We start from the raw sequence: 12,678 nt of genomic DNA on the forward strand, positions 1-12,678 counted from the left end.
CCTCAGACCAGACCCAGGGCGCCGAGCGCCAGGTCGATAGCTTTGATGCCGACGAAGGGCACGACGATGCCGCCCAGCCCATAGATCAGCAGGTTGCGGCGCAACAGGGCGGCGGCGCTGGCGGCCTTGACCCGCACTCCGCGCAGCGCCAGGGGAATCAGCGCGACGATGATCAGGGCGTTGAACACGATGGCCGACAGGATGGCGCTCTGCGGACTGGCCAGGTGCATTACGTTGAGCACGTTCAGCTGCGGATAGATGCCGGCGAACAGCGCGGGCAGGATGGCGAAGTACTTGGCCACGTCGTTGGCCACCGAAAAGGTGGTCAGGGCGCCGCGGGTCACCAGCAACTCCTTGCCCACCTGCACCACGTCGAGCAGCTTGGTGGGGTCGGAATCCAGGTCCACCAGGTTGGCGGCCTCGCGGGCGGCCTGGGTGCCGTCGTTCATCGCCATGCCGACATCGGCCTGGGCCAGCGCCGGGGCGTCGTTGGCGCCGTCACCGCACATGGCCACCAGCTTGCCCTCGGCCTGTTCGCTGCGGATGCGCTCCAGCTTCTTTTCCGGCGTGGCTTCGGCGATGACGTCGTCCACCCCGGCCTCGGCGGCGATGGCGGTGGCGGTCAGGGGGTTGTCGCCGGTCACCATCACGGTGCGGATGCCCAGGGTACGCAGCTCGGCGAAGCGCTCGCGGATGCCCGGCTTGACCACGTCCTTGAGGTGGATGGCGCCCAGCAGCCGGCCTTCGCCGCAGACCAGCAGCGGGGTGCCGCCACTCTTGGCGATGGTCTCGATCTCCCGGGCCAATACCTCCGGCAGGTCGGCGCGGGTCTGGCCGAGAAATATCAGCACGGCGTCCACCGCACCCTTGCGATACTCGCGGCCCTGCCAGTCGATGCCCGACAGGCGCGTCTCGGCGCTGAAGGGAATGGGGATAACCTGGGCGCGCGGCGGCTCTTCCAGCGGGTGCAGGTTGCGCAAGTACTCCACTATCGAGCGGCCTTCCGGGGTCTCGTCGGCCAGCGAGGCGTAGAGCGCACCCTCGGCCAAGCCCTTGGGCGTGATGCCGGGGGTAGCGTACAGGGCGCTGCAACGGCGGTTGCCGAAGGTGATGGTGCCGGTCTTGTCCAGCAGCAGGGTATGGACGTCACCGGCGGCTTCCACGGCGCGCCCCGAGGTGGCGATCACGTTCAGTCGGACCAGGCGATCCATCCCGGCGATACCGATGGCCGAGAGCAGGCCGCCGATGGTGGTGGGGATCAAGGTCACCAGCAGCGCCACCAGGAACAGCAGCGGCAACTCACCACCGGCCAGGGCAGCGAAAGGCTGCAGGGTCACCACCACCAGCAGGAAGATCAGCGTCAGGCCGATCAGCAGGATGTCCAGGGCGACCTCGTTGGGGGTCTTCTGCCGCTTGGCGCCTTCCACCAGGGCGATCATGCGGTCCAGGGTCGACTCGCCGGGGTTGGCGGTGATGCGCACCCGGATCCAGTCCGACACCACCCGGGTGTTGCCGGTGACCGCTGAGCGATCGCCACCGGATTCGCGGATCACCGGTGCCGATTCCCCGGTAATGGCCGCCTCGTTGACCGCGGCCACGCCTTCGATGATCTCGCCGTCACCGGGGATCAGTTCGCCGGCTTCCACCCGCACGATCTGGCCCTTGCGCAGCGAGCTGCCCGGCACCATCCGGTGCTCGCCGTTTTCCTCCAGGCGGGCGGCGAGATTCTGGCCGATGCCCTTGAGGCTGTCGGCGCGGGCCTTGCCACGCCCCTCGGCGAGGGCTTCGGCGAAGTTGGCGAACAGCAGGGTGAACCACAGCCAGAGGGTGATCTGCACTGCCACCCCGGTGCTCACGCCATTGTCCGGCGCCAGGCACAGCAGGGTGGAAAACAGTGCGGTGATCTCGACCACGAACATCACCGGCGAGCGGATCTGCTGGCGCGGGTCGAGCTTGACGAAGGCCTGCCGCAGCGCCTGGCGCCACAGGGTGCCAGGGGTAGGAGTGGGCAGGGTGTGGGTCTGGGCATCCATTTCAGCGGACTCCGAACAGTTGCAGATGGTCGGCGATCGGCCCCAGGGCGAGCGTCGGCAGGAAAGTCAGGCCGCCCACCAGCAGCAGGGTGATCACCAGCAGGGTGACGAACAGCGGGCCGTGGGTGGGAAAGCTGTTGGGGCCGAGCGGCACGGGTCGCTTGGCGGCCAGGCTGCCGGCGATGGCCAGGATCGGCAGGATGTAGCCGAAGCGACCGATCAGCAGGGCCAGGCTCAGCATCAGGTTGTGGAAGGGGGTGTTGGCGCTGAAGCCGCCAAAGGCCGAGCCGTTGTTGGCCGTGGCCGAGGTGTAGGCATAGAGCAGCTGGCTGAAGCCATGGGGGCCCGTCGCGCCGATCCCGGCCACGCCGGCCGGAACGCTGGCAGCGATGGCGCCCAGCACCAGTACGCCCAGCGGCATGACCAGCAGGGTCGCCACCAGCAGCCGTACCTCGGGGGCTTCCAGCTTCTTGCCCAGGTATTCCGGGGTACGACCCACCATCAGGCCGGCGATGAAGACGGCGATCAGCACATTGAGCAACATGCCGTAGAGACCGGCGCCGACGCCACCGAAGATCACCTCGCCGAGCATCATGTTGAACAGGGCGATCAGGCCGGTCAGGGGGGCCAGGCTGTCATGCATGGCGTTCACCGAGCCGTTCGATGCCGCCGTGGTCACCGTCGCCCAGAGCGCCGAGGCGGTACCGCCGAAGCGGGTCTCCAGGCCTTCCAGGGACGCCCCCTGGGTGATCGACAAACCGGCCAGCGCGGGGCTGGCGTGATTCTGGGCGCCGATGGCCACGGCGCCGCCGACCACCAGCAGGCCGAACATGGCGGCGAAGATCGCCCAGCTCTGTCGCCGATCCTTGACGTAGTGGCCAAAGCTGAACACCAGCGCGGCCGGAATCATCAGGATGGCGGACAGCTCCAGCAGATCGCTCAGCGCCGTGGGGTTCTCGAAGGGGTGCGCCGAGTTGACGCCAAAGAAGCCGCCGCCGTTGGTACCCAGCTGCTTGATCGCGATCTGGCTGGCCGCCGGGCCCAGCGGCAGGGTCTGGCTGGCGCCCTGCAGGGTGGTGGCATCGACATAGGCGGCGAAGGTCTGGGGCACGCCCTGCCAGATCAGCAGCAGCGCCAGGGGCACGCACAGCGGCAGAAGCACATAGAAGGTGGCGCGAAACAGATCGACCCAGAAATTGCCGATCTCCTGGGCGCTGCGGCGGGTGATGCCGCGGGCCAGGGCGGCCAGCACGGCGACGCCCACCGCGGCGCTGACGAAGTTCTGCACGCCCAGGCCGACCATCTGGCTGAAGTAGCTCAGCGAGGCTTCGCCGCTGTAGGCCTGCCAGTTGGTGTTGGTGACGAAGCTGATGGCGGTGTTCAGCGCCAGGGTCCATTCCAAGCCGGGCAGGTGCTGCGGATTGAGCGGCAGTTCGCCCTGCAGCAGCAGGATGGCGAACAGCAGGATGATCCCCAGCAGGTTGAACAGCACCAAGGCAATGGCATAGGCGCGCCAGTCCTGGCCACGGCCATCGGTGCCCACCACCTTGAGGGTCAGGCGCTCCAGGGGCCCGCCGACAAAGGTCAGCCAGGTCCGCTCGCCTTCCAGCGCGCGGTAGAAGTAGCGCCCCAGGAAGGGCGCGGGAAGAAAGGTCAGGGCCAGGAAGGCCAGGATCAGGAACGCGGCTTGGCTGTCCATGCCGCCTCCCTAGGACCGGCCGGCGCGCAACAGCGCCGCCAGCAGATAGACGAACAGACCCAGTGCCAGGAGCAGGGCCAGAAGATTCCAGGGGGTCATCGCGAGTTCTCCAGAGACGGCCGTTGCCGCGTGGAGAAATTGTCGGGAGGAGGGGTGTAAAGAAGCGAGGCGGGGAGCGGTGGCGGGGCGTAAAGAAAGCGTTAAATCGGCCCCGCCCGCCAGTGCTGGCGGGGCCTTGCGGCTATTGCTTGGGCGCGGCCTGCTGTTCTTCCTTGGCCTTCTTGTTGGCCTCGTGGTGACCGATGGCGCAGCCCGCGGCGGCACCGGCAACGCCGTGACCACCGGCGACATGACCCGCGGCGCCGCCGACCACGGCGCCCTTGACGCAACCGGCGGCGAAGGTGGCTTGGCTGGCGCCGAGCAGCAGAGCAGACAGGGCAAGGGTAGGCAGGAGCTTCATGGTGGCGACCTCTCGTGGGTGCGAAGTAATGTCCTGTAACAATTGACCTGGCGGCGCTCCGGGGGTTCGCTGCCTCGTGCAAATCTTCCGTGGACAAGCCGCATGCCAGAGCCTGCCAGCCTCCAGGCTACGGGTGGGGCGCCTGATGCAGGACGGCCCAGTAGGCTGGTTTCGGCCGCTGCTGGCGGTCGAACAGCAGCGGCTGGTCGTCTCCCGGTACGCCGGGCGGATTGTTCAGATAGCTGTGGTCGTCGGCCACGCCCCACCAGGTCACGGCGCTCACCTCGGGGTGCCTCAGGACCATGGCCATGAAGTCGCGATAGCGTTCGGCCTGAAGGTCCAGCCGCTGCGGCAGACCGAGTACGGGGTGGTAGTCGTGGTGCTGATAGAGACTCATGTCCAGCTCGGTGATCTGGTTTTCCATCCCCAGCTTGGCGAAGGTGGTGAGCGACTGATCGATGGCCGCCAGGGACGGCCAGTAGATACTGATATGGGTCTGGTGGCCGATGCCCTGCACCGGCACGCTCTCGGCCAGCAGGCCCTTGACCACCCGCGCGAGGCAGTCGCGCTTGGCGGGCTCGTGGGTGTTGAATTCGTTGATGAACAGGCGCGCCTGGGGATCGGCGGCATGGGCGGCGCGAAAGGCCTCGGCCAGATAGTCCGGACCGACCACCTGCAGCCAGCGATCGTCACGCAGGCAACTGGGCTGGTTGGGGTCTATGGCCTCGTTGACCACGTCCCAGGCATAGACTCGCCCGCGGTAGTGGCCGACCACCGTGGCGATATGCACCCGCAGGCGCTGCAGCACCTGCTCCCGGGTGGCCGGCTGCCCGTCGGCACCCCGCCAGAACCAGTCCGGGGTGTGGCTGCCCCAGAGCAGGGTATGGCCGCGCACCGCCAAGCCGTGCTGCTCGGCGAAGGCGACGATGGCATCGGCCGGCCCGAAGACATAGCGATCTTCCTGCGGATGGATGCGCAGGGGCTTCATGGCGTTCTCGGCCACCAGGCTGCCGAATTGCTGCGCCAGCAGCGCCCCGTCGGGACCCGCGAGCTGATCGGGTTCGATGGCGGCGCCGATCTTCAGGCGCCCGCCATAGGCCGCCGCCAGGGAGCGGGTGGCGATCGGCTCCGCGGCTAGGGCAGCGGCACTCCAGAGACCCAGAGACACCAGCAGGGCGAGCAGAGCGCGCGGCATAGTGATGATCTCCCAGCAATCGGTAGTGGGTGGCGGACGGCCGTTCAGCCATGAGTATGCGGCGACTCTTCCTTGGCCTTGGCCTTGGCCGCCAGGTGGTGGCCGATGACGCACCCGGCCACCGCACCGGCGATGGCATGGTGACCTGCGACATGCCCGGCCACCCCGCCGACCACGGCACCCTTGATGCAACCCGCCGCCAGACTCGCCTGGCTGAGGGCAAGCAGGAAAAATGACAGGGTGATGACCGCAAGACGTTTCATGGCAGGTATCCGAGGCGTGCTGGAGCGCCGAAGGTAACGGCACCCGGGTTAACAGGCGCTTAAGACCAGCGCCTATGCCGCTGCCCGCGTAGCGTGGAAAACGGCGCAGCCTTTTCCACCGGCAGCCATCAAGGCCTCTCCCGGCGGCTACGTGGACAAGCTTCGCGTTGTCCACCCTACGGCGAAACCCCCATAAAAAAACCGCCCCGAGGGGCGGTTTTTCAGTACCGAACGCTAGCGTCAGACTTCGACGGCGGCGATACGGGCCTTTTCCGCGCTTTCACGGAATTCGGCGATCTGATCGAAGCTCAGGTAGCGGTAGACGTCCGCGGCCATGCTGTCGATGCTCTTCGCGTATTCCATGTACTCCTCGACGGTGGGCAGCTTGCCCAGGATCGAGGCCACCGCTGCCAGCTCAGCCGACGCCAGGTAGACGTTGGCGCCGTCGCCCAGGCGGTTGGGGAAGTTGCGGGTGGAGGTGGAGACCACGGTGGCGTTGGCGGCAACGCGGGCCTGGTTGCCCATGCACAGCGAGCAGCCCGGCATTTCCATGCGCGCACCGGCCTTGCCGTAGATGCCGTAGTAGCCTTCCTCGGTCAGCTGGTGCTGGTCCATCTTGGTCGGCGGCGACAGCCACAGACGGGTCGGGATCGAACCCTTGACCTTGTCCAGCAGCTTGCCGGCGGCGCGGAAGTGGCCGATGTTGGTCATGCAGGAACCGATGAACACCTCGTCGATCTTGTCGCCGGCCACCTGGGACAGCAGGCGGGCGTCGTCCGGATCGTTCGGGGCGCACAGTACCGGCTCGTTGACCTCGGACAGGTCGATCTCGATGACTTCGCTGTATTCGGCGTCGGCATCGGCGGCGAGCAGTTCCGGGTTGGCGATCCAGGCTTCCATGGCGCGCGCGCGGCGCTCCAGGGTGCGCGGGTCACCGTAGCCTTCCTCGATCATCCAGCGCAGCAGGGTGATGTTGGACTGCAGATACTCGGTGATGGACTCGGGCGACAGCTTGATGGTGCAACCGGCGGCGGAACGCTCGGCGGAGGCATCGGACAGCTCGAACGCCTGCTCCACGGTCAGGTCTTCCAGGCCTTCGATCTCGAGGATGCGGCCGGAGAAGATGTTCTTCTTGCCCTTCTTCTCGACGGTCAGCAGGCCCTTCTGGATGGCGTAGTAGGGGATGGCATGCACCAGGTCACGCAGGGTGATCCCGGGCTGCATCTTGCCCTTGAAGCGCACCAGGACCGACTCCGGCATGTCCAGCGGCATGACGCCGGTGGCCGCGGCGAAGGCCACCAGGCCGGAACCGGCCGGGAAGGAGATGCCGATCGGGAAGCGGGTGTGGGAATCGCCACCGGTGCCGACGGTGTCGGGCAGCAGCATGCGGTTCAGCCAGCTGTGGATGATGCCGTCGCCCGGACGCAGGGAGACGCCGCCACGGGTGCGGATGAAATCCGGCAGGGTGTGGTGGGTCTTGACGTCGATGGGCTTGGGATAGGCCGCGGTGTGGCAGAAGGACTGCATCACCAGGTCAGCCGAGAAGCCCAGGCAGGCCAGGTCCTTCAGCTCGTCGCGGGTCATCGGGCCGGTGGTGTCCTGGGAACCGACGGTGGTCATCTTCGGCTCGCAGTAGGTGCCGGGGCGCACGCCCTCGACGCCGCAGGCCTTGCCGACCATCTTCTGCGCCAGGGTGTAGCCCTTGCTGCTCTCGGCCGGCTGGTCCGGCTTGTTGAACAGGTCGGTCGGACCCATGCCCAGTTCGGCACGCGCCTTCTCGGTCAGGCCGCGGCCGACGATCAGCGGGATACGGCCGCCGGCGCGGACTTCGTCCAGCAGTACGGGGGTCTTGAGTTCGAAGGTGGCGAGCACCTCGTCACTGCCGTGGCGGGTGACCTTGCCGGCCTTGGGATAGACGTCGATGACGTCGCCCATTTCCAGCTCCGATACGTCGAATTCGATCGGCAGGGCGCCGGCGTCTTCCATGGTGTTGTAGAAGATCGGGGCGATCTTGGAGCCGAAGCAGAAACCACCGGCGCGCTTGTTGGGCACGTAGGGGATGTCGTCGCCAAAGAACCACAGCACCGAGTTGGTGGCGGACTTACGGGACGAACCGGTACCGACCACATCACCGACATAGGCGACCGGGAAGCCCTTGGCACGCACTTCCTCGATCTGCTTCAGCGGACCGATGCTGCCTTGCTGCTCGGGCACGATGCCGTCGCGAGCCATCTTCAGCATGGCCAGGGCGTGCAGCGGGATGTCCGGGCGCGACCAGGCGTCAGGCGCAGGAGAGAGGTCGTCGGTGTTGGTTTCGCCCGGCACCTTGAACACGGTCAGGGTGTACTTCTCGGCGATTTCCGGACGCTTCTTGTACCACTCGCCCTCGGCCCAGGACTGCATGACGGCCTTGGCGTGGGTATTGCCCGCCTTGGCCTTCTCGGCCACGTCGTGGAAGGCGTCGAACATCAGCAGCGTGTGCTTGAGTTGTTCGGCGGCCACGGCGCCCAGTTCGGCGTCGTCCAGCAGCTCGACCAGGGTGGCGATGTTGTAGCCGCCCTGCATGGTGCCCAGCAGCTCGGTGGCGCGCTGCTTGGAGATCAGCGGGGACTGGGCTTCGCCCTTGGCGATGGCGGAGAGGAAACCGGCCTTGACGTAGGCGGCTTCGTCGACGCCCGGCGGCACGCGGTTGGTAACGAGGTCGACGAGGAATTCTTCTTCGCCGGCCGGGGGATTCTTCAGCAGTTCGACCAGACCGGCCGTTTGCTCGGCGTTCAGCGGCTGGGGCACGATGCCCTGGGCGGCACGCTCTTCTACGTGTTTACGATAGGCTTCAAGCACAGGTTGACCCTCATCAGTGGTCCAATATTGCGTCCGGGGGCTGGCGCCCCGAAATGTATCCGGCAGGGTAAGACGGGGGAGGCTGCGGGCAGGACCGCCGTCGCGCCGGACGCATTCCGCTGGAAGCTGTTTTCAAAGTTTTACGCCGGCTGCTGGAGAGCTGATCGGCAGCAGGGCGGTTGATGAGGCCGCCGCTGCCGGATCGCCGGATACTTTGCTCGTGACGCTTTGAAAACAGCTTCGTATCGGACATTGCGCCTATAAGGCTGCCTAATTCTACGCCAAGCCTCGAGCGAAGTTAAGCGCCGCGTTGTCGCATCGCTGCGTCGGCTGTTTAGACCTTGGCCGCAGGCTGCTACCGGCCCAGGTGCGCGAAGCGTCCGCTGAAGGGTTTGGCGATGGGGTAGGCCAGGTCACCGTGCTTGCTGGTGCCCAGTCCCAGGTCGACCAGGGATTCGGCCAGCTTGACCGCGGCGCTGACGCCTTCGATCACCGGAATGCCGATGGCTTCGCTCAGGGCCTCGCGCAGATCGGCCATGCCGCCACAGCCGAGCACGATGGCGCCGGCGCCTTCCTCGTCACGGGCGCGGCGGCCCTCGGCGGCGATCAGTTCGATCAGGCTGTCGTCGGCGGCTTCCAGGGCCAGCACCGGCAGGTCGATGCAGCGCACCGAGGTGCACAGCTCGGCGAAGCCGTAACGCTGCAGCAGGTGCTCGGCGATAATGCGCGTGCGGGTGAGGGTGGTCACCACCGCGAAGCGGGTGGCCAGCAGGCTGGCCAGGTGAAAGCCGGCCTCGGCGATGCCCAGTACCGGCCCCTGGGCCATTTCCCGCGCGGCCAGCAGGCCCGGATCGCCAAAGCAGGCGATGACGTGGGCCGCGCAGCCGGCCTCGACGCCCTTGCGCATCTCTTCGATCACCCCGACCGCGGCCACGGCCTCGTCGTAGTGACTTTCGATGGACACCGGACCGGCGTCCGGATTGCTGGCGAGAATGGTGGTGCCCGGTCGGGCAATGGCCTGGGCCGCGCGACCGATCTTGGCGGTCATGCTGGCGCTGGTGTTGGGATTGATGACCTGAATCTGCATGGGAGCCTCAGCTGCGTTTGAAGATGCTGCGGAAATCGGGCTCGGCGGCCGTGGGCCGGTCGATCCGGAGGGATTCACGGATGAGGCGCAGGTGCTGCGCCATCCACTCGCTGGCAGCCGTGCCGTCGCCGCGGGCGAGCAGGTCCAGCAGGTCTTCGTGCTGACCGCAATCGCAGCCCAGGCTGTGCCGCGAGCCATAGATGGCGATCAGCAGCGAAGAGCGACTGGCCAGTTGGGCCACCTGTTCGGTCAGCACCTGATTGTCGGCCAGGGCGGCGAGTTCGACGTGAAAGCGCGCGGACAACTGGATCGCCAGGCTGTGGCGGCCGCCATGCTGCGCTTCGTGCTCTTCGAGGCACAGTTGCCGCAGGGGCGTGAGCTGGGCGCTGTCGACGCGGGCGGCCACCAGGGGCATCAGCGCCGGTTCGATCAGTTGGCGCGCAGCGAGGATGTCCTGGGCCTCCTTGGCGCTGGGTTGGGCGACCTGGGCGCCGCGATTGGCGCGCAGGGTCACCAGCCGCTCTAGGGCCAACCGCTGCAGCACCTTGCGAATGCCGGTGCGGCTGATGCCGAAGGTTTCCGCCAGGGTGTCTTCCGGCAGCCGGGTGCCCGGGGTCAGACGATGCTCGACGATGGCTTCGAGAATGTCCTGGTAGATCCGTTCGTCCCGGGGCGAGGCGGCAACGGCGAGCGGCGAGGGTACTGCACTCATGGGCTGACTCCGGCGATTTGCCTGAATTGTATACAAAGTCTCGGGCGACGACGATGGGCGAATGCGTTCCGCCTCGTGCGCCAAGGTAGCGCCTGTCTGCCACCAAACGCCCCAGAGAAGTGCATCTGCGGTAACGCCTGCAGGCCTGGGTTAGAGCCTCTTTTCCTCAAAATTCTCTATCGAGCCAGGAGGTTAAGGACATTTTTCGGTAGCTGGCACGTTCTCTGCCTGGTGGATTGTATACAAAACAAGGCGGGCGCCGTATGCAGGTGCCCGCCACCACGGAGGAGGCTATTAATGAACCAGCAGATTCCCCCGGGCTACAGCCCGCGCCTGTACAACGAAGACCTCGGCCCGGTCGAGCAGAAATGGAGCTGGTACAACATCTTTGCCTTCTGGATGAGCGACGTGCACAGCGTTGGCGGCTATGTCTTCGCCGCCAGCCTGTTCGCCCTGGGGCTGGCCAGTTGGCAGGTACTGATCGCGCTGCTGGTGGGGATCTGCATCGTGCAGGTGGTCGCCAATCTGGTCGCCCGGCCCAGCCAGCAGGCCGGCGTTCCCTATCCGGTCATCTGCCGGCTGGCCTTCGGCGTCTTCGGCGCGAACATTCCGGCGGTGATCCGTGGCCTGATCGCGGTCGCCTGGTACGGCATCCAGACCTACCTGGCCTCCAGCGCCCTGGTCATCGTGGTGCTGCGCTTCTTTCCCGCGCTGGCGGTCTATGGCGACAGCAGCTTCCTGGGTCTTTCCTACCTGGGCTGGGGCGGCTTTCTGACCCTCTGGTTCCTGCAGGCCTGCGTCTTCTGGGCGGGCATGGAGTCCATCCGCCGCTTCATCGACTGGGCCGGCCCTGCCGTCTATGCGGTGATGTTCCTGCTCGCCGCCTGGATCGTCTGGCGCGCCGGCTGGAGCAACATCAGCTTCACCCTGGCGGAAAAGCAGCTGACCGGCTGGGCGGCCTTTGGCCAGGTGATCGTCGCCATCGCTCTGGTGGTGTCCTATTTCTCCGGCCCCACGCTGAATTTCGGTGACTTCAGTCGCTACTGCCGCTCCATGCAGGATGTGCGGCGCGGCAATTTCTGGGGCCTGCCGATCAACTTCCTGGCCTTCTCTCTGGTCACCGTGGTGATCGTCTCCGGCACCCTGCCGGTATTCGGCGAGATGATCCACGACCCCATCGCCACCGTGGCCCGTATCGACAACACCACCGCGGTGCTGCTGGGCGCCTTCACCTTCGTGACCGCCACCATCGGCATCAACATCGTCGCCAACTTCGTCTCGCCGGCCTTCGACTTCGCCAACGTGGCGCCGAGCAAGATCAGCTGGCGCGCTGGCGGCATGATCGCGGCCGTGGCCTCGATCTTCATCACCCCCTGGAACCTGTTCAACAACCCCGAGGTGATCCATTACACCCTGGATGTCCTGGCCGCCTGCATCGGCCCGCTGTTCGGCATCCTGCTGGTGGACTACTACCTGCTGCGCAAGGGCCGGATCGACGTCGATGCCCTGTTCGACGATTCCCCGCAGGGCGCCTACTGGTATAGCGGTGGCGTCAACTGGGTCGCGGTCCAGGCGCTGGTGGCCGCGGCGCTGATCGGGTTGTGCTTCACCTTCGTGCCCTGGTTCAAGCCGATCGCCAACTTCGCCTGGTTCACCGGCTGCTTCCTCGGCGGGCTGTTCTTCTATGCCCTGAGCCGGCGCAGCGCCAGCCCGCTGCCGAGCCGCGGCGTCGCCGCGGTGTGATTTGACCTGAGGTTCTGCACGACCGGCGCGGGCCACCCGCGCCGGTCGTTGCCGTTTCCGGCTAGACTAGGCGTTTTGCTCCAAGGCTTGCCGCCCATGCCCGCTCCTGTCATCAAGACGCCCTGCGTCGGCCTGTGCTCGACGATGTTCGGCGACCACGTCTGCCGTGGTTGCAAGAGATTCCACCACGAGGTGGTGAACTGGAATCTCTACGGCGAAGAGGAGCGTCGCGCCGTCTGGGCGCGCCTGGAGCTGCTGCTGGTGCAGGTGGTGTCGGCCAAGGTCGATGTCTTCGATGCTGCGCTGTTGCGCCAGCAGTTGCAGCAGCGCAGCATCCGCTTCCGGCCGGATCAGTCCGAGTATTGCTGGGCCTATCAGTTGCTGGCCCGGGGTGCGCGCCATATCCAGCAGCTGGACGCCTATGGGGTGCGCCTCTTGCCGGAATTTCGCGAGCGCCCGCTGGCCGAATTGCGCGACGCCATCGACCGGGAATTCTTTCTGCTCTCCGAAGCCCACTACGACCGCTACATCGCCCCGCGCTTCCTGCTCGAAGGGGTCGACAGCCGCGTCTGAGCGTCAGCAGGCGAGCGGCGCTGCCCAGGCGCGCGCCTTTCTCTATAATGCGCGGCTTTTGCACGGGATTAC

11 protein-coding genes are annotated in these 12,678 nt (G+C 66.5%); 2 read left to right on the forward strand and 9 right to left on the reverse strand.

Annotated elements, in window-relative coordinates; genetic code table 11:
* Positions 1–2 precede the first annotated feature (2 nt).
* The 9 genes from kdpB to ACZ5R1_RS10700 form a co-directional block, all read right to left on the reverse strand.
* Positions 3–2,033, reverse strand: coding sequence for a potassium-transporting ATPase subunit KdpB (gene kdpB, locus ACZ5R1_RS10660; protein WP_464713181.1), 2,031 nt, complete (start codon positions 2,031–2,033; stop codon positions 3–5).
* A gap of 1 nt (position 2,034) precedes the next feature.
* Entirely contained in the window at positions 2,035–3,732 is a 1,698-nt protein-coding gene (gene kdpA / locus ACZ5R1_RS10665; protein ID WP_464713182.1) for a potassium-transporting ATPase subunit KdpA, read from the reverse strand.
* A 9-nt stretch (positions 3,733–3,741) separates the two neighbouring features.
* The gene (locus tag ACZ5R1_RS10670) at positions 3,742–3,831 is read right to left on the reverse strand and encodes a potassium-transporting ATPase subunit F (protein ID WP_017640468.1); all 90 of its coding nucleotides are present in this window, start codon (positions 3,829–3,831) and stop codon (positions 3,742–3,744) included.
* A 142-nt stretch (positions 3,832–3,973) separates the two neighbouring features.
* Positions 3,974–4,192 (reverse strand): hypothetical protein, encoded by a 219-nt coding sequence (locus ACZ5R1_RS10675; protein ID WP_027602181.1) that lies wholly within the window; start codon positions 4,190–4,192, stop codon positions 3,974–3,976.
* Positions 4,193–4,319: 127 nt separating this feature from the next.
* A complete protein-coding gene (locus tag ACZ5R1_RS10680) occupies positions 4,320–5,387 on the reverse strand; it encodes an endo-1,4-beta-xylanase (protein WP_464713183.1) in 1,068 nt (355 codons plus the stop codon).
* A 44-nt stretch (positions 5,388–5,431) separates the two neighbouring features.
* A complete protein-coding gene (locus ACZ5R1_RS10685) occupies positions 5,432–5,650 on the reverse strand; it encodes a hypothetical protein (protein ID WP_464713184.1) in 219 nt (72 codons plus the stop codon).
* 240 nt (positions 5,651–5,890) lie between these two features.
* Positions 5,891–8,491: a bifunctional aconitate hydratase 2/2-methylisocitrate dehydratase gene (gene acnB, locus ACZ5R1_RS10690; RefSeq protein WP_042133928.1), complete on the reverse strand. Its 2,601-nt coding sequence runs from the start codon at positions 8,489–8,491 to the stop codon at positions 5,891–5,893.
* A 355-nt stretch (positions 8,492–8,846) separates the two neighbouring features.
* Complete coding sequence (locus tag ACZ5R1_RS10695) at positions 8,847–9,578, reverse strand: aspartate/glutamate racemase family protein (RefSeq protein WP_027599521.1); 732 nt, start codon at positions 9,576–9,578, stop codon at positions 8,847–8,849.
* A gap of 7 nt (positions 9,579–9,585) precedes the next feature.
* A complete protein-coding gene (locus ACZ5R1_RS10700) occupies positions 9,586–10,290 on the reverse strand; it encodes a GntR family transcriptional regulator (protein ID WP_077172741.1) in 705 nt (234 codons plus the stop codon).
* 297 nt (positions 10,291–10,587) lie between these two features.
* Between ACZ5R1_RS10700 and ACZ5R1_RS10705 the strand changes: the two genes are divergently transcribed.
* Positions 10,588–12,033, forward strand: a complete 1,446-nt coding sequence (locus tag ACZ5R1_RS10705) for an NCS1 family nucleobase:cation symporter-1 (protein WP_027599520.1) — start codon at positions 10,588–10,590, stop codon at positions 12,031–12,033.
* A gap of 96 nt (positions 12,034–12,129) precedes the next feature.
* Complete coding sequence (locus ACZ5R1_RS10710; protein ID WP_027602188.1) at positions 12,130–12,606, forward strand: DUF1289 domain-containing protein; 477 nt, start codon at positions 12,130–12,132, stop codon at positions 12,604–12,606.
* Positions 12,607–12,678 lie beyond the last annotated feature (72 nt).

This window comes from Pseudomonas sp. Pso3, from assembly GCF_055393275.1.

Excerpts from the sequence above, each read along its gene's own strand:
- ACZ5R1_RS10680 (WP_464713183.1), bottom strand. The coding sequence starts at position 5,387 with ATGCCGCGCGCTCTGCTCGCCCTGCTGGTGTCTCTGGGTCTCTGGAGT.
- kdpA (WP_464713182.1), bottom strand. The coding sequence starts at position 3,732 with ATGGACAGCCAAGCCGCGTTCCTGATCCTGGCCTTCCTGGCCCTGACC.
- ACZ5R1_RS10685 (WP_464713184.1), bottom strand. The coding sequence starts at position 5,650 with ATGAAACGTCTTGCGGTCATCACCCTGTCATTTTTCCTGCTTGCCCTC.
- ACZ5R1_RS10695 (WP_027599521.1), bottom strand. The coding sequence starts at position 9,578 with ATGCAGATTCAGGTCATCAATCCCAACACCAGCGCCAGCATGACCGCC.
- ACZ5R1_RS10710 (WP_027602188.1), top strand. The coding sequence starts at position 12,130 with ATGCCCGCTCCTGTCATCAAGACGCCCTGCGTCGGCCTGTGCTCGACG.
- ACZ5R1_RS10670 (WP_017640468.1), bottom strand. The coding sequence starts at position 3,831 with ATGACCCCCTGGAATCTTCTGGCCCTGCTCCTGGCACTGGGTCTGTTC.
- ACZ5R1_RS10705 (WP_027599520.1), top strand. The coding sequence starts at position 10,588 with ATGAACCAGCAGATTCCCCCGGGCTACAGCCCGCGCCTGTACAACGAA.
- ACZ5R1_RS10675 (WP_027602181.1), bottom strand. The coding sequence starts at position 4,192 with ATGAAGCTCCTGCCTACCCTTGCCCTGTCTGCTCTGCTGCTCGGCGCC.
- kdpB (WP_464713181.1), bottom strand. The coding sequence starts at position 2,033 with ATGGATGCCCAGACCCACACCCTGCCCACTCCTACCCCTGGCACCCTG.
- ACZ5R1_RS10700 (WP_077172741.1), bottom strand. The coding sequence starts at position 10,290 with ATGAGTGCAGTACCCTCGCCGCTCGCCGTTGCCGCCTCGCCCCGGGAC.